A 14557-nucleotide genomic window follows, 5' to 3' on the forward strand; every position below is an offset into this window, starting at 1 on the left:
GCCATTGTTGAGTAAAACACTCAGGTATCTATACGCTACCTGGGTGTTAATGCCATCTGCGAGGTATGCCCATGGCCCTGATGATTACCGACGAGTGCATTAACTGCGACGTCTGCGAGCCCGAATGCCCCAATGATGCGATCTCCCCCGGTGAGGAGATCTACGTCATTGACCCTAACCTATGCACCGAGTGCGTGGGTCACTATGACGAACCTCAATGCCAACAGGTCTGCCCGGTGGACTGCATTCCACTTGACCCTGAACGCCACGAAAGCCAAGAACAGTTGATGAAGAAGTACCGCATCATCACTGCCGCCTAAACCCAATGCGGATTTGGGCCCTTGCTTGGCCAATCATCCTCTCCAATATCACCGTCCCACTGCTCGGGTTGGTGGATACCGCTGTTGTCGGGCACTTGCCCGACTCCCGCTACTTAGCCGGCGTTACCCTCGGCGCCACACTGTTTAGCTTCCTCTATTGGGGGTTTGGCTTTTTGCGCATGGGTACTACGGGGCTAGTCGCCCAAGCCATGGGGCGCGAGAGCGATACAGACGTGCGCAACCTGCTGGGGCAGTCGCTGATCATGGCGCTGGTGATTGGTAGCCTGCTGATTGTGTTTGCCTCGCCGCTGATTACGCTCGGTTTATGGCTCTTAGATGGTAGTGAAGTAGCGACCGATTTAGCCCGCGAGTACGCCCATATACGCCTCTGGTCTGCACCGGCGGTGCTCGCCAACTACGCCATTCTGGGCTGGTTTTTGGGCCAACAGAACTCCCGCGTTACGCTAATGATTCTACTGCTCACCAACAGCGTTAATATCGTGCTGGATTTATGGTTTGTGGTGGGTCTGGGAATGACCAGCAACGGCGTGGCCTGGGCGAGCGTAATCGCTGACTACAGTGCCCTAGCGTTTGGCAGCTACCTGGTGCTTCGCCAGCTAACCCGACTGGATGGCCATTTTTTGCGCGAGCGTCTGCTGGCACTCGCAGCTTACACAGCCCTGTTTAACGTCAACGCCAACCTATTTGTGCGCACCCTCGGCCTGCTGTTTGCCATGGCGTTCTTTACCGCTCAAGGCGCTCGCCAGGGCGACACAGTGCTTGCTGCCAACGCTGTGCTGCTACAATTTATCATGCTCACCAGCTACGCCCTGGACGGCTTTGCCCACGCTGCCGAATCACTGATTGGGCGCGCCTATGGCCGTCAGGATTGGCAGGAATTTGCCGCCACTGTGCGCGCCGCCGCGCGATTTTCATTATGGACGGCTGGCGCTGCCGCCCTGCTGTTCGCGCTGGGCGGCAATGCGCTCATAGCGCTGCTCACCGGCCTTGAAGAGGTGCGTGCAACTGCGGCGCAGTACTTGCCCTGGATGGTCGTCATGCCGCTGATTGCGGTATGGAGCTACCTCCTTGATGGGGTGTTTATTGGCACCACTGCGGTACGTGAAATGCGTAACAGTATCTTTATTGGCCTAGCCGCCTACCTGCCCATTTGGTGGTTAACCCAGGGATTGGGCAATCATGGGCTCTGGCTGGCGTTTATGCTGTTCACGCTAGTGCGCTCGGCGGTGCTGATCGTCTACTACTATTTTCACTACCATCGCCCCTACCGGTTAAACCATTAGCGTTAAAACAGGCGCAATTAACCTCAACTACGCTAACGTAAGATTAAGCGGGCAGCTTCAACGTGAAAATTTCCGTACTCACCCGTATATTAGCTATGCCGTTACACTTCCAAGACCTTGCTTAGCCACTTCCTAATAATGAATAAAGAGAGCATCCCATGCTTAAAATGATCTCAAAACCGGCGGTAAAGCTGGTGGAGCGCTATCTCCCCGACCCGTATATTTTCGTACTATTGCTGACGTTAATTGCCTCGGCCGCCGCAATCGCCATTGAGCGGCAAACACCGCTGGCAGTACTGCGCTTCTGGGGTGATGGCTTCTGGGGCTTGCTGACGTTCTCTATGCAGATGCTGCTGGTGCTGGTCACCGGTTTTATGCTGGCAAGCTCACCGCCAGTAAAACGCATTCTGCAGAAAATAGCCGGTACTGCTAAATCCCCTGGCGGTGCAATCATCCTAGTGACGCTGGTCTCATTGGCGGCCAGCTGGATTAACTGGGGGTTTGGCCTTGTGGTCGGCGCGCTATTTGCCAAAGAGCTGGCTCGGCTGATCCGCGTTGACTATCGGCTATTAGTGGCCAGTGCTTACTCAGGCTTTGTGGTGTGGCACGGCGGTTTGGCAGGCTCAATACCGCTAACCATCGCTACCGAAGGGCATTTTTCCGCCGATCAAATTGGAGTGATTGGTACCGGCTCTACGATTTTCGCCTTCTTCAACCTCGCTATTGTGGCCTGCCTATTTATTGCCATCCCACTGGTAAACCGCATGATGCTGCCGGATGAGAAGGATAGTGTCTATGTCGACCCAAATGTTCTGAATGAAGAGCCAGAGCCGGTTGGCCGCATTACTCGTCCTGCTGAACGCCTGGAAAATAGCTTTACCCTCGCCCTGCTGGTCGGTGTGCCGGGGCTGCTGTTCTTGCTTGATCACTTCCTGCTAAGGGGTGGTGGCTTAAACCTTAACGTCGTTAACTTTATGTTTCTGTTCCTAGCCATTGTGTTGCACCGCACGCCGCGTAATCTGCTCAATAGCCTGCACGAAGCTATTAAAGGCGGCGCTGGGATTGTCATCCAATTCCCATTTTACGCTGGCATCATGGCCATTATGGTGCAGTCCGGGCTAGCAGAGAGCATGTCCGAGTGGCTGGTCTCCTTTGCCACCACCAATACACTGCCGTTCTGGTCGTTTATCAGCGCGGGTATTGTCAACCTATTCGTCCCTTCCGGCGGCGGCCAGTGGGCAGTTCAGGCACCGGTGATGCTACCGGCTGCTCAGGCCTTAGGAGCTGATATTCCGCGGGTTGCCATGGCGGTGGCTTGGGGCGATGCCTGGACTAACCTGCTACAGCCCTTCTGGGCACTCCCGGTGCTCGCCATTGCGGGCCTAAAGGCGAAAGATATTATGGGCTTCTGCCTGATTCAGCTTTTTATCACCGGCATTATTATTTCCGTCGGTCTGGTATGGTTTTAAACAACCGCCAATGACTGCCCGTCGCTCAGTTTGCCCAGCATATGAGTAACGGGCAGCCGTTATTGGTCTCACGTAGGAGCAGGAGCACCGAATGACAGACGCCGAAATCAGCGCTAACGCTGCCCTGCCTGGGCAGCATGAACTCTCCATGACCGTATTGATGACGCCCGATATGGCGAATTTCAGCGGCAAAGTCCATGGTGGTGCAATTCTTAAAAAGCTCGATGAAGTCGCTTTTGCTTGCGCCAGCCGCTATTCGGGCCACTATGTGGTGACGCTGTCAGTGGATCAGGTGTTGTTTAAGCAGCCGATTCATGTCGGTGAGCTGGTCACCTTTCTAGCCAGCGTTAATCATGTTGGTCGCTCGTCGATGGAAGTGGGCATCAAGGTCGTGGCTGAAGATATTCGTAATAAGCTGATCCGTCATACCAACAGTTGCTACCTCACCATGGTAGCAGTGGACGCTGATGGTAAACCCGCTAGCGTACCGCCGCTCAAGTTGGCCACACCGCTCCAGGAACTGCGTTTTGAAAAGGCGGCACTGCGCAAAAAATTACGCAAACAGGCAGAAAAAGAGGAACTGCTGACCCAGCAGCATTACCAGTCCCAGGCCCATTAAAGACCCAACGACAAGGAGTTCGTATGCCCGCCAGGGAACGCTATCCACACCTGCCTAAAGCGGTTGAATACGCCCATATTGGTTGGGATTTTTTTATTCTGACGCTAGTGGTGATTAATCTATCGCTACTGCTGTTTGATTCGCTGTTTCTGCTTGACCCTATTAACCAGGGCATCGCCAACCTCGCCCCCGGTTTTCACACCTTCTACGATGACGTGATTCATAGCCGTTTTATCACCATCGACCTGGTATTTGTCAGCTTTTTTATCGCCGACGTACTGCTGGGCTGGTCAATCGCGATTGCCGAGCGGCGCTACCACCGCTGGTTTTTCTACCCCTTCGTGCACTGGTACGATGTGCTGGGCTGCATTCCCCTCGCGGGCTTCCGACTACTGCGTATTTTACGCGTTGTATCGTTAATCAATCGGCTGCATCGCCTCGGCCTTATTGATGTTACCCACTGGTACATCTATCAATTTGTGGCCAAGTATTACGACATTCTGCTTGAGGAGCTTTCCGACCGCATCGCCCTGCGTCTATTGGGCAATGTACAGCAGCAGATACGCGCCAGCGATTCGCTGACCGAGCGCGTGATTGAACGTGTGATCATGCCCCGCAAAGCTCAGCTGATTCATGAGATCGCTCAGCGGCTGGAGAGCACTATCGGCAAAGCCTACCAGCACAACCGCCAATCCATTATGGCGGCAATCAGTGATTTAGTTAGCCGCACGCTACGGGAAAGCCCCGAGATTCAGCGCCTTAACCGCCTGCCCATGGGGCAGCAGGCCACCAGCGCGATGGAAGCATCACTCAGCGGCGTTGCTCAACGGCTAGTCGATGAGCTGCTGCTAGGCATTCATTCGGATGAGTTTAGGCAGTTAGTGGAGCGCACCGCCGACAGCGGCTTCGACACCTGGCTGACGGTTGACGAAGGCAGCAATCGGGTCACCGAGCAGGTGCTGTACGACGTCCTCGAAATGCTTAAAGACCAGGTGCGCCACCAGGGCTGGAAAGACCGCTACGAGTAATTCACAAAGTGACAGGGGCTAATGGGCGCTCGGTTAAACAGGCGGCGACGATACTCAATGCCTGAATCAGTTCACTGCGATCCGCCGCGGCCCCAACACATAGCCGAATCGCTTGGGGCGCTGGCGTGCTCCCGACACAAAAGGGCTCTGCGCTGCTGACCTTAACGCCCCGCTGCAGTAGCCGTTCACACAGCTCTACGGCCCGGCTCCCCTCTGGCAGCGCAAGCCATACATTGCTGCTGTGCGAACGCCCGCTTAAGGAAAAATCTTTTAGCCATTCGGCAGCCAACTGCTGACGCTCCGCGAGCTCCTGAGTTTGCCAGGTAAGTAATTTTTCCGCCGCGGGCTGATTAATCCAATGGCAAACCACATCGACCATTAGCGGTGGCACCATCCAACTCTGAGCGCGAAGGCCTGTCGCTAACCGCTCGTGCAAGCTTTTAGGCGCACGCAGTACGCCAATTCGTAGCCCACCCGCCAGCACTTTAGCGGTACTAAACACAAACAGCGTGCGCTCCGGCGCAAGCCTGTAAAGGGGTGTACCGCGCTGCTCAGCGGGTAGATACTGCACGCCATCTTCAATCAGCCAGATATCGTAGCGCCGTGCCAACGTTACCAGTCGCTCGCGGCGCGATTCGCTTAAACACGCGCCGGTGGGGTTGTTCTGTTCCGGCGTTAGATAAATCGCTCTAGGTGGCTGCCGGGCACACTGCGCCTCAAGCAGATCCATGCGCATCCCTTCACTGTCTTGACCAATGCCTACCAACTTTAGATGCCCCTGCTGCGCAGCGCTGATGGCACCGGGATAGGTCAAGGCATCAGCGGCCAACAGCTCGCCCGGCCTTAGCAAGGTGCTGAGCGCCAAACTAAGGCCATGCTGCCCACCCTGGGTAATGAGCAGCTCATCGGCCATCAGCGGCATACCCAAAGTATTTAACCAGCGAGCGAGTACTTCACGATGCTCATGACGCCCCTGGGCCTGTTGGTAAGTTACACCACGCGCTAATGCTGCCCCGGATTGACTTAAAGCGACCAGCGCTTCGCTCAACAGCGTCTGCCGCAACGGGTGGGGCGGTGGCAGGCTAAGGCTTAAATCGATCACACCGGCCGTTTCGTCAGCGGGAAACGTCAGGCTAAAAGCATTGTTTTGGTCTTGGCTCTTCACATAGGTGCCGCTACCCACCCGTGCCGACACCCAGCCATTGCGTTCAGCCTCAGCGTATCCCCGGGTTACCGTGCCAATGGTCACACCTAGCGCATCCGCCAAGCGGCGCTGGGGCGGCAATCGCTCCCCTGGCAGTAGTGTTCCCGCCTGGATAGCGGCTTCAATGGCACTGGCAATAGCGCGGTAGCGTGAACCAGAAAATTCAGCTAGCGAAGGCACCCACATTGTCATGGTGACAATAAAACCTTTGACGTCAATTTAAACCCCATTATGCTAGCAAAAGCGGCAACAAAACAATCCTTATCACCAAATTGTATGGATACAATAAATGAATAGCGAATGGGTAATCCTCGGTCCGGCCGCGCTCTATATGATGTCGATGACGCTTACCCCAGGGCCGAATAACGTTATGCTTACCGCCTCTGGCGCTAACTTCGGCTTTAGGCGTACGCTGCCGCATATGTGGGGGATTTTAGGCGGCTGCTTTTTGTTGTTTGCAGGTATAGCACTGGGCTTGGGCGTGCTGTTTGAACGCTACCCGGCGATTCAAACAGCACTGCGCTGGATAGGCAGCGCGTATTTGCTCTATTTGGCTTGGAAAATTGCCAGCGCCCCGCCGCCCAATCTTAAGGCGCAGACCCATAGCGTACCCTTCACGTTTTGGCAGGCAGCGGCGTTTCAGTTCGCCAATCCAAAAGCGTGGGTAATGGGGCTGGCACTGATGGCGGGTTTTCTACCCGAAAGCGGCCAACCGGTATTTAATGCGCTGCTACTGGCAGGTTTTGCGGAGATGGTGGCTCTGCCCTGCATTGCCTTATGGGCGGCTTTTGGCACAGCTATTGGGCAGTGGATCAAAAGCGACGGCGCATGGCGGGGGTTCAATATCACCATGGGATTATTGACCGCCGCCTGCGTTGTGCTGATTTTAAGGTGACAAAACGTTAGCCACAGCGCAGATCTTCAATCATATCCTGATCGTCAAGATGCACATTCAAACGATCCGGGCGGTGATCCATGGTGGCCATATCACCAGGGCGAAGTACACGCACTTGTCGCGCACCGCTATCGCTTTGTAACTGTGCAGCGTTAGCCTCATCGAAAGGCTCACCGATAGCCGATTGAATCGCGTCTAAATCACAGGTGGCGGCGTACTCATCACTGGCGCCATTCGCCCCTACCGTTGGCGGCGGTGGCGCTGCGTCTACGTCATCGTTGGCAGGGGAAATCGGCATTTGCGAATTAACACAGGCTGTTAACAGCAGCGCACAGGCGTTAACAGCGGCAAACTTAGCCAAAGAAGTACAGGATTTCATCCTTGAATCTCCAAAAAGTAAGTTATGGGGATAGGCTATAAAACCCCACGGGCCAGGCGTTAGCCTAGCCCGTGGGATGCTACCATCTTTCATGCAACCTTAGCTTGCTGCATCCTGGACAGCTTGACCACCCTCTTCAACATCCTGGCCAGCGCCAGCAATAGTATTGCAACCCGTTAAAACGCCCGCTGTTATCAGCAGCATAAAGCTCATGGCTAATAATTTTTTCATTTTCCGTTCTCCTTAACGAATCATTCAACATCGGGAAACTCCACTGGCAGCGTAATTTGCCACTTGGGAGTTTTTTTAGGGTAACAGCGTTTTGGCAATCGCGCTCGCTTTCCCTACGTCGCTTTGCGGCGACTATACTAGCAATTACCTAAACCCTTGCCCGGAGCCTATCCTTTGATCAAATTCGAGCTGGATGAACGCCTTGCCGCCGACACCTTCCCCATCGCAGACCTTCCGCTAAGCCGCGTGCTATTAATGAATGACGCACGCTATCCCTGGGTGATTCTAGTACCGCGCCACGCCTCTATTAGCGAAGTATTTGAGCTTCCTGCTGACGACCAGCAGCAGCTGTGGCGGGAAGCCACTCAGCTAGGTGAAGCAATGAAAACAGCGCTTGAGGGGGACAAAATCAATATTGCCTCGCTAGGCAATGTGGTTAGCCAACTGCATGTACACGTTGTGCTTAGACGGCACAGCGATGCGACCTGGCCGGCACCGGTATGGGGCAATGGCAGCCCCGAACCCTACGACCTGGATGGCCAGGCGCAGTTACGGGATCAGTTACTGGCACTTATCGACGGGCTTGATATATAGACGACTTTTACCCCGTTAATGGGTGGCCTTGACGAGCAGGTGGCTCATTGAGGAGCGGCCCACTGGCAGGCTGTGCGACGCCCGCAACACTAAGCGAAATCCCTATTACTACTATCAGCGCACCACCGGCCAAGGCCACCCAGCCGGTGGCTTTTTGTACGCTGCGCTGGCTGTACTGCTGCTTGGATAAGCGCCGCTGCGCCCAGCCACGGGCAAAAATGCTCGCCAGGGCAAGCGCTGATACGGTTATCCCAGTGCCGATCGACATGGCCACTACCGATGCTACCCCCACCTCAAACTGACCCAGCAAGCTGGCTGCCCCCAGCATTAATACCGCCCCACTACAGGGACGCATACCAATGGCGCCGACCGTCATCATCGCCGTACGCCAATCTAACGCCTGATGCGGTTCAATATGGTGAGCACCACCGCAACAGTGGCTGTGGTCATGACCATGGCTATGTTCGTGGTTTGGATTATGTTCATGGTCTTGATTATGTTCATGGCCTGGGCTGTGCGAATGAGCCGCTCGCTCCGGCTGATAGGCTCGCCGCAACTGCTTGACGGCCCGCCAGCATAGCCACGCCCCTAACGCCGCCACCAGCAGAAAACTAGCCTGCTCTACCCAGGCAACGCTACCCATGGCCTGCCGGGTTATCCAGCCTAGGCCGTAAACCAGCACAACGACCAGCGCAATGGCGGTCACGCCTTGCAGTAAGGAGGCAGCAAAAGAGAGCCCCAAGGCGCGCTTTACCGCACCGCCGTGGGAGGCTAAGTAGGTCGCCAAGACGGCTTTACCGTGCCCCGGCCCGGCGGCATGAAAGACGCCATAAGCGAAGCTAATGCCTAGCAGGCTCACCCAGGTCGCCATGGTGGGGGTGCGCGACAGTTCGGTAATCGCCAGCGTTAGCGAACGGTGCAGATCACGCTGCCAACCAAGTAGCTGATAGCTCACGCTCTGAAACCCGCCTTGCCAAACGATGATGAGCACTGCTGCGGCTAGCAGCAGACCCAGCATTAACCCTAATTGACGTGTAAAGGGCCGTGTTAAAAACATTTAACCGCTCCACCGAAAAAGCTGTTATAAAGTAACAAGGCCATAAAATAGCACGGCTCTGCCTGTTTTCGAACAGCGCCTAGCGACAATCAACTTGGCCGGTTTCGGCAAAATAGCGCCCCAAGCCGGGCTCACCACTCTCATCTTTATCGAGCAGCGCCGCTTGCATCACCAACTCAGGGTCGGGATCAGCAGGGAGAATAGACAACTCACAGACAGGCTCACCGTGAAGTATCAGTGCATCATCCCGTGGCTGGCCACCCTCCTCCTCGTGCACCACTTCGATGTAGTAGGTGGGGTCAAACACTTGGTAGCTAAGCATGGCATCTGTCAGCGGTTGGGACGCTTCCAGCGGCAGGATAAACATAAAGGTAAGCCGCCCATCCCGCTCCATGGCGGTATATTCGCTTACCTCACCCAACGCCTGGTGTTCACCATTAATACTCACTTCGGTTAAATAGTGCTGCGCGGCGAGATTATCGCGAATCTCTTTGCCAAGCTGATCCAGCCCCTCCTCTAGACTGGCGTTTTCCACCTGCTGTAGTTCTTCAAAAACGACCAGGCTGTAGAAGGGATCCATCCGCCAGGTTTGATGCAGGCCACTCACCATGCCCTGATCATCGGTGATGACCCGCACACTCAGGTCGATCCAGCCGTGAGGGTGGGCACGGGCATCGGGGCTGACCACAAAGCTACTCATACCCAAGCAAACGGCTACTGCGGTACCCGCCCACTTCATGGCGCGACACCTAATTTATGTTGCAAGGCGACAAGCCAAGGGTCGAGCAAATAGGGCGGCAAGGGCTGACTTCCCTTCAGCGCCGAAACACGTACGCGGCTGCCCCTGCCCTCTTCGCTTACCTGCAATTGCAGGCGATACTCCGGCCAGCGGGCAAGGGATGCCTCGGCGCGCCCCAATGACAGATCCGCATGGCGTACCACATAGCCCTGCTCCACCATCAATTCCACGGCTTCGCGGAAGGTTTCCTCTGAAGAGGTAGCATAAACCAGTTCACGGGGTTCCAAAGGCGTTGTCGTCGCGCAGCCAACCAATCCACCCAGTAGCCCGATTAACAACCAGTGGCGCATTCTCATAACGGCCTCCCGGTCGCAGGGACGGTTTGCGTAAAACTGGTTTGAAAGCGCTGACAGAAATCGTCGTTGCTGGCACTGTAGGATTCACGCAGATCACCCCAGTGATCGAAGCGGCGAATATCTCGGGATATACGTATATGCGTGTCGTCCACCAATAGCGATACACGCTCCACCTCCACCGGCTGCTGGCCCACGCCACCGCCATAACCAATCCCCCCGATGCCAAAACCGACACCGGAACCACCGCGGCCTATGCCCACACCACCAAACAGGCGCATTCCACGCCCATAGCTGTAGGCATCATCGTAAGGATCATAATAGCCGTGCAGTGGCCGTTCGCGGCTGGCGCTGATCAAGCCCAGGGAAGTATCGGTAGAGTTCAGGGTAAACCCCCACTCGGTGAGCACCTCAACGCTGGTTTCCAGCGCCCGCTCATGGGTGGCGGGGAAATAGCACGAAGCCGCTGGCGCTGGTTCCGCTTGGGGCAGACGGTCAGGGACCACTTGGCAGCCAGCAAGTACCAGCAGACAGGTTAAGCTTATGGGTATCGACTTCATGTTAGTCCCTCTAAATGGGCGAGGCCGCTGGTTTGGCGCAGGCTAGCGCGCTAAGCTCGCCAAAGGTGGTCATACTTAACTGGCATTGTAGGGTAATGAAGACACCGTATTGAAGACACCGTTTTGCGGAGATCGTGCTAATGAATGTTTTGCTTTGCCCCGACAGCTTCAAAGATGCACTAAGCGCCCAAGACGCCGCAACTGCCATGGCGCGGGGCGTGCAGCGCGCTGCACCTGAGGCGCACGTTCAAGTCTGCCCTTTAGCGGACGGCGGCGAAGGCAGTCTAGACGCACTCATCGCTGCTACTGGTGCCGAGCGGCGCCAACTAAACGTTCAAGATGCCCTGGGTCGCCCTCGTCAAGCAGCCTGGGGCTGGCTGAGCGACCAGCGTACCGCGTTTATTGAGCTGGCTGAAGCCAGCGGATTACAGCACTTAGCGGCCGACGAGCGTAATGCGCTACACACCTCTACCTTTGGGGTGGGTGAACTACTGCTGGCGGCACTGGATCAAGGCGCAGAAAAAGCGCTGTTGCTGCTTGGCGGCAGCGCCACCAATGACGGCGGCGCCGGTATGCTGCAGGCACTGGGCGCGCGCTTTTTAGATCAGAGCGGCGAACCGCTTCCCCCCGGCGGCGCGGCGCTTAACCAATTGGCTAGCTTAGAACTCGATGGACTAGACCCGCGGTTAGCCAAGTTTAGCCTGGAAGCCGCCGTTGATGTGGACAACCCGCTGCTGGGCGAACGCGGTGCCAGCGCGGTATTTGGCCCGCAAAAAGGAGCATCACCTGAAGAGGTCGAGCAGTTGGATCGTGCGCTGGGTCACTTCGCCGATATCAGCGCTCATGCATTAAGCGATGATTATCGAATGCTACCGGGCGTAGGGGCCGCGGGCGGTATGGGGTTTGCGGCCAAGGCTTTTTTAAATGCCACGCTAAAGCCCGGTATTGAGATGATTATACAGCAGGCCGGCATGGCTTCGCTGTTGGCCCGTGCCGACTTGGTGATTACCGGCGAAGGCCGTTTGGATGGGCAGAGCCTGTCGGGTAAAACGCCCATCGGCGTTTCCCGTGCTGCCAAACGTCTCCACAAACCCGTCATCGTGCTGGCGGGCAGCCTAGGCGATGGTTGGCAAGCCTGTTTTGATGAAGGCGTCACCGCCGCTTTCGCGTTAGCCGATGGCCCCATGACGTTAGCTGACGCACTACCGCGCACCGCTAAACTGCTGGAAGCGCGCTGTGAAAGCCTGCTTCGTCTGTGGGTACACAGACCTTGAAATGTATGTAGACCTTGAAAAAAGCTCTCGCCGCCAGCATCTATTAAATCAGCAAAGGGTAACGAAAGTGGCTTAATGTCGAAGCACCAATGGCAAAGCGCTAATTTCAAAGTTCTATTTCAAAGATCTATGGCCGCGATGCAAAAAACTTGTTTTGCATCGCTACAGTTACACCCTATTCTGAAAGCACGCATCAACCGCCGCCTACTGTGGCATAAACACTGCGGCATAAAGAGGAAGCAGGATATGACTGATACCAATAGCATTGGCCTACACGAAGGTAGCGCTAGTCAACTCGCCGAAAAGCTCAACCACCTGCTGGCCAACTACCAAATTTTCTATATGAACGTGCGCGGCTACCACTGGAATGTTCGTGGTAACGATTTTTTTGAACTGCACGCCAAGTTTGAAGAGTTTTACACCGACCTGCTGACCAAAGTAGACGAAGTTGCCGAACGTATCCTGACCCTGGGCCACAAGCCGGTACACGCTTACAGCGACTACGTAACGCTATCGCGCATTCAGGAAGATAAAGACGTTCACGACGGTAACACCTGCGTCAAAGGCGTGCTCAAAGGGTACCAAACAATCATTGAGCTGCAGCGTGAACTGCTGTCGCTAGCCTCTGACGCCGACGATGAAGGCACCGCCGCACAAGCCGGTGACTACATCCGCGAGCAGGAAAAAACCATCTGGATGCTCAACGCCTATTTAAGCAAGTAAGCGTCATCTTTTGATGTAAGAACGGCATCGTCTATGAACTGACCCCATAAACTTGGACAGTGAAAAACTAAGCAGCCAAGGCCTGATTTCGGTACTGCACCGGACTCAGGCCTTTTAATTTGGTCTTAATCCGCTCGTGATTGTAGTAATGGATATAGTGCGACTCTTGTAACCCTGCTGTCCTTCTGCGTAGCGTTGCACTACTAGTAACTTGAACGCTTCATTATGTTTCGTCATGAAAAACACCCCAATCGTTGGATGAGCGTCCAACTTTTGGGGTGCAGTTCATCTAGGTGCCGTTTTTGTATTTGCGTAGGAGAACTAGCGCTGTCCAGCAAGATCTTCGATCAGCGCCCGCAGCATTGACCAAAACTCCTCCACAGAGGCGATCTCCACCCGCTCATCCGGCGAATGGGCGCCGCGAATCAGCGGGCCAAAAGAGATCATATCCAAATGCGGGTATTTGCCGCCAAGAATGCCACACTCGAGCCCCGCATGAATCACCTTCACCTCCGGCTCACGGCCCAGCAGCGCCGCATGGCGGGCTTTAAAGGTCGCTAGAAGCTCGCCATTCGGATTCGGCGCCCAACCTGGGTAGCTGTTCTCAACTTTTACCCGTGCGCCGATCAATCCAAACAGCGCTTGAAAGCGATCCCCCATGGCCACCACCGCACTGTCGTGGAGTGAGCGTACCAGTGCGCAGAGATGTAACCGGCCATTTTCCAGGCTTAGCACGCCCAGGTTATTGGAGGTTTCCACTACGCCTGGCACATCCGCGCTCATCCGCTCGACGCCACAGGGGGCAGCGTGAAGCGCGGCCAGCAGCATAACGCTGGCGTCCAAGGTTAGCGGCTCCGCGTCGGGTATCTCAGTCAGACGTTGGGCGCTAATTTTAAGGCCGCTGTCGCCACTGCCTAACTCTCTTAACAGAATCGTTTCCAGCCCGGCGATAGACACCATGGCTGCATCCACTTCATCGGCGGGCAGTGCCACCTGGGCAAAGGCTTCCCGGGGAATCGCATTGCGCAAGGTGCCGCCTTGGTAGCTAATCAAGCGCGCATCAAACGCCTCAAGGGAGCGCAGCACTCTAACCAACAACCGGTTGGCGTTACCCAGCGGCTTATGGATATCCGCGCCGGAGTGGCCACCCTTCAGGCCGGTCAAGACGATTTCGATCACCCGTTCGTGGTCGCCAGCGGCGGCACTGGGCAGTTGGGCATCGACTTCAACGTCGGCCCCGCCCGCACAGCCAATATAGACCTGCCCCCGATCTTCGCTATCCAGGTTGAGTAGCAGCGAACCTTCGAGCCAATTTTCAGCCAGGTTCAGAGCGCCGCCCATGGAGGTCTCTTCTTCCAAGGTGAATAGCGCTTCCAACGGCCCGTGGCGTAAATCAGGGTCTTCCAGCACGGCGAGAATCGCCGCCACGCCCAATCCGTTGTCTGCGCCCAAAGTGGTGCCATCGGCGTGCAGCCAGCCGTCGGCCACATAGGTACTGATCGGGTCGCGGGTAAAGTCGTGAGCATGATCGCTGTTGGCCTGGGCCACCATGTCCAGGTGGCCCTGGAGTACCACGCCGGGCGCCTGTTCGCAGCCGGGAGAGGCTGGCTTAAGCAGGCGTAAATTACCGAAGGTATCCCGGTCGTGGGCGAGGCCTTGGGCATCGGCCCAGCTTTCGAGGGTAGCGACGAGTGCCGCCTCATGCCCAGAGGGGCGCGGCGTATTACAAAGCGTTCGAAAGTGGCGCCAAACCAAGGAGGGCTCAAGCGCGTCAAGATGTGCGTTCATAAAGACTCTTCGTTATCGGT

17 protein-coding genes and 1 pseudogene are annotated in these 14557 nt (G+C 55.9%); 9 read left to right on the forward strand and 9 right to left on the reverse strand.

What is annotated here, in order from left to right; genetic code table 11:
• Nucleotides 1-71 precede the first annotated feature (71 nt).
• The 5 genes from YERSI8AC_RS18870 (at nucleotide 72) to YERSI8AC_RS18890 (ending at nucleotide 4740) form a co-directional block, all read left to right on the forward strand.
• Complete coding sequence (locus tag YERSI8AC_RS18870; protein WP_008957577.1) at nucleotides 72-320, forward strand: YfhL family 4Fe-4S dicluster ferredoxin; 249 nt, start codon at nucleotides 72-74, stop codon at nucleotides 318-320.
• A 5-nt stretch (nucleotides 321-325) separates the two neighbouring features.
• Complete coding sequence (locus tag YERSI8AC_RS18875; protein ID WP_022522077.1) at nucleotides 326-1624, forward strand: MATE family efflux transporter; 1299 nt, start codon at nucleotides 326-328, stop codon at nucleotides 1622-1624.
• A gap of 158 nt (nucleotides 1625-1782) precedes the next feature.
• Nucleotides 1783-3093, forward strand: a complete 1311-nt coding sequence (locus YERSI8AC_RS18880; protein WP_022522076.1) for a short-chain fatty acid transporter — start codon at nucleotides 1783-1785, stop codon at nucleotides 3091-3093.
• A gap of 91 nt (nucleotides 3094-3184) precedes the next feature.
• Entirely contained in the window at nucleotides 3185-3712 is a 528-nt protein-coding gene (locus YERSI8AC_RS18885; RefSeq protein WP_009287460.1) for an acyl-CoA thioesterase, read from the forward strand.
• 23 nt (nucleotides 3713-3735) lie between these two features.
• Entirely contained in the window at nucleotides 3736-4740 is a 1005-nt protein-coding gene (locus YERSI8AC_RS18890) for a hypothetical protein (protein WP_009287461.1), read from the forward strand.
• A gap of 1 nt (nucleotide 4741) precedes the next feature.
• Here YERSI8AC_RS18890 and YERSI8AC_RS18895 read toward each other — a convergent pair whose 3' ends face one another.
• Nucleotides 4742-6136 (reverse strand): aminotransferase-like domain-containing protein, encoded by a 1395-nt coding sequence (locus YERSI8AC_RS18895; protein ID WP_009287462.1) that lies wholly within the window; start codon nucleotides 6134-6136, stop codon nucleotides 4742-4744.
• A gap of 97 nt (nucleotides 6137-6233) precedes the next feature.
• Here YERSI8AC_RS18895 and YERSI8AC_RS18900 point away from each other — a divergent pair, with 97 nt between their 5' ends.
• Nucleotides 6234-6839: a LysE family translocator gene (locus YERSI8AC_RS18900; protein WP_022522075.1), complete on the forward strand. Its 606-nt coding sequence runs from the start codon at nucleotides 6234-6236 to the stop codon at nucleotides 6837-6839.
• 7 nt (nucleotides 6840-6846) lie between these two features.
• On the opposite strand, the gene YERSI8AC_RS18905 is transcribed toward YERSI8AC_RS18900, so the two are convergent.
• Nucleotides 6847-7218, reverse strand: coding sequence for an I78 family peptidase inhibitor (locus YERSI8AC_RS18905; RefSeq protein ID WP_159177306.1), 372 nt, complete (start codon nucleotides 7216-7218; stop codon nucleotides 6847-6849).
• Nucleotides 7219-7317: 99 nt separating this feature from the next.
• A complete protein-coding gene (locus YERSI8AC_RS18910) occupies nucleotides 7318-7449 on the reverse strand; it encodes an entericidin A/B family lipoprotein (protein ID WP_053856985.1) in 132 nt (43 codons plus the stop codon).
• A gap of 174 nt (nucleotides 7450-7623) precedes the next feature.
• On the opposite strand from YERSI8AC_RS18910, the gene YERSI8AC_RS18915 reads away from it, so the two are divergent.
• The gene (locus tag YERSI8AC_RS18915; protein WP_027958625.1) at nucleotides 7624-8043 is read left to right on the forward strand and encodes an HIT domain-containing protein; all 420 of its coding nucleotides are present in this window, start codon (nucleotides 7624-7626) and stop codon (nucleotides 8041-8043) included.
• Between the two features lie 7 nt (nucleotides 8044-8050).
• Here the strand turns inward: YERSI8AC_RS18915 and YERSI8AC_RS18920 are convergent, their stop codons facing one another.
• The 4 genes from YERSI8AC_RS18920 to YERSI8AC_RS18935 all read right to left on the reverse strand — a co-directional run bounded on the left by YERSI8AC_RS18920 (nucleotide 8051) and on the right by YERSI8AC_RS18935 (nucleotide 10752).
• Nucleotides 8051-9100, reverse strand: coding sequence for a nickel/cobalt transporter (locus YERSI8AC_RS18920; protein ID WP_009287464.1), 1050 nt, complete (start codon nucleotides 9098-9100; stop codon nucleotides 8051-8053).
• Between the two features lie 79 nt (nucleotides 9101-9179).
• Nucleotides 9180-9839 carry a DUF1007 family protein gene (locus YERSI8AC_RS18925; protein ID WP_159177307.1) on the reverse strand — a complete coding sequence of 220 codons (660 nt, stop codon included), beginning with the start codon at nucleotides 9837-9839 and terminating at the stop codon, nucleotides 9180-9182.
• On the reverse strand, nucleotides 9836-10195 hold the full coding sequence (locus tag YERSI8AC_RS18930) for a hypothetical protein (protein WP_159177308.1): 360 nt from the start codon (nucleotides 10193-10195) through the stop codon (nucleotides 9836-9838). Before YERSI8AC_RS18930 ends, YERSI8AC_RS18925 begins: the two co-directional genes overlap by 4 nt.
• Entirely contained in the window at nucleotides 10192-10752 is a 561-nt protein-coding gene (locus YERSI8AC_RS18935; protein ID WP_022522069.1) for a hypothetical protein, read from the reverse strand. The genes YERSI8AC_RS18930 and YERSI8AC_RS18935 overlap by 4 nt, the downstream gene beginning before the upstream one ends.
• A 140-nt stretch (nucleotides 10753-10892) precedes the next feature.
• Here YERSI8AC_RS18935 and YERSI8AC_RS18940 point away from each other — a divergent pair, with 140 nt between their 5' ends.
• Nucleotides 10893-12026 (forward strand): glycerate kinase, encoded by a 1134-nt coding sequence (locus tag YERSI8AC_RS18940; RefSeq protein ID WP_159177309.1) that lies wholly within the window; start codon nucleotides 10893-10895, stop codon nucleotides 12024-12026.
• A 246-nt stretch (nucleotides 12027-12272) separates the two neighbouring features.
• Nucleotides 12273-12749 (forward strand): Dps family protein, encoded by a 477-nt coding sequence (locus YERSI8AC_RS18945; protein WP_022522067.1) that lies wholly within the window; start codon nucleotides 12273-12275, stop codon nucleotides 12747-12749.
• Nucleotides 12750-12816: 67 nt separating this feature from the next.
• Here YERSI8AC_RS18945 and YERSI8AC_RS18950 read toward each other — a convergent pair.
• A pseudogene (locus tag YERSI8AC_RS18950) lies at nucleotides 12817-12909 on the reverse strand (IS3 family transposase); the annotation flags it as partial.
• A 161-nt stretch (nucleotides 12910-13070) separates the two neighbouring features.
• On the reverse strand, nucleotides 13071-14537 hold the full coding sequence (locus YERSI8AC_RS18955) for an aminoacyl-histidine dipeptidase (protein ID WP_159177310.1): 1467 nt from the start codon (nucleotides 14535-14537) through the stop codon (nucleotides 13071-13073).
• Between the last annotated feature and the right edge of the window lie 20 nt (nucleotides 14538-14557).

This window comes from Halomonas sp. 113 (assembly GCF_904067645.1).
Lineage (GTDB): Bacteria > Pseudomonadota > Gammaproteobacteria > Pseudomonadales > Halomonadaceae > Vreelandella > Vreelandella titanicae.

Excerpts from the sequence above, each read along its gene's own strand:
- YERSI8AC_RS18870 (WP_008957577.1), top strand. The coding sequence starts at position 72 with ATGGCCCTGATGATTACCGACGAGTGCATTAACTGCGACGTCTGCGAG.
- YERSI8AC_RS18875 (WP_022522077.1), top strand. The coding sequence starts at position 326 with ATGCGGATTTGGGCCCTTGCTTGGCCAATCATCCTCTCCAATATCACC.
- YERSI8AC_RS18880 (WP_022522076.1), top strand. The coding sequence starts at position 1,783 with ATGCTTAAAATGATCTCAAAACCGGCGGTAAAGCTGGTGGAGCGCTAT.
- YERSI8AC_RS18885 (WP_009287460.1), top strand. The coding sequence starts at position 3,185 with ATGACAGACGCCGAAATCAGCGCTAACGCTGCCCTGCCTGGGCAGCAT.
- YERSI8AC_RS18890 (WP_009287461.1), top strand. The coding sequence starts at position 3,736 with ATGCCCGCCAGGGAACGCTATCCACACCTGCCTAAAGCGGTTGAATAC.
- YERSI8AC_RS18895 (WP_009287462.1), bottom strand. The coding sequence starts at position 6,136 with ATGACAATGTGGGTGCCTTCGCTAGCTGAATTTTCTGGTTCACGCTAC.
- YERSI8AC_RS18900 (WP_022522075.1), top strand. The coding sequence starts at position 6,234 with ATGAATAGCGAATGGGTAATCCTCGGTCCGGCCGCGCTCTATATGATG.
- YERSI8AC_RS18905 (WP_159177306.1), bottom strand. The coding sequence starts at position 7,218 with ATGAAATCCTGTACTTCTTTGGCTAAGTTTGCCGCTGTTAACGCCTGT.
- YERSI8AC_RS18910 (WP_053856985.1), bottom strand. The coding sequence starts at position 7,449 with ATGAAAAAATTATTAGCCATGAGCTTTATGCTGCTGATAACAGCGGGC.
- YERSI8AC_RS18920 (WP_009287464.1), bottom strand. The coding sequence starts at position 9,100 with ATGTTTTTAACACGGCCCTTTACACGTCAATTAGGGTTAATGCTGGGT.
- YERSI8AC_RS18925 (WP_159177307.1), bottom strand. The coding sequence starts at position 9,839 with ATGAAGTGGGCGGGTACCGCAGTAGCCGTTTGCTTGGGTATGAGTAGC.
- YERSI8AC_RS18930 (WP_159177308.1), bottom strand. The coding sequence starts at position 10,195 with ATGAGAATGCGCCACTGGTTGTTAATCGGGCTACTGGGTGGATTGGTT.
- YERSI8AC_RS18935 (WP_022522069.1), bottom strand. The coding sequence starts at position 10,752 with ATGAAGTCGATACCCATAAGCTTAACCTGTCTGCTGGTACTTGCTGGC.
- YERSI8AC_RS18940 (WP_159177309.1), top strand. The coding sequence starts at position 10,893 with ATGAATGTTTTGCTTTGCCCCGACAGCTTCAAAGATGCACTAAGCGCC.
- YERSI8AC_RS18945 (WP_022522067.1), top strand. The coding sequence starts at position 12,273 with ATGACTGATACCAATAGCATTGGCCTACACGAAGGTAGCGCTAGTCAA.
- YERSI8AC_RS18955 (WP_159177310.1), bottom strand. The coding sequence starts at position 14,537 with ATGAACGCACATCTTGACGCGCTTGAGCCCTCCTTGGTTTGGCGCCAC.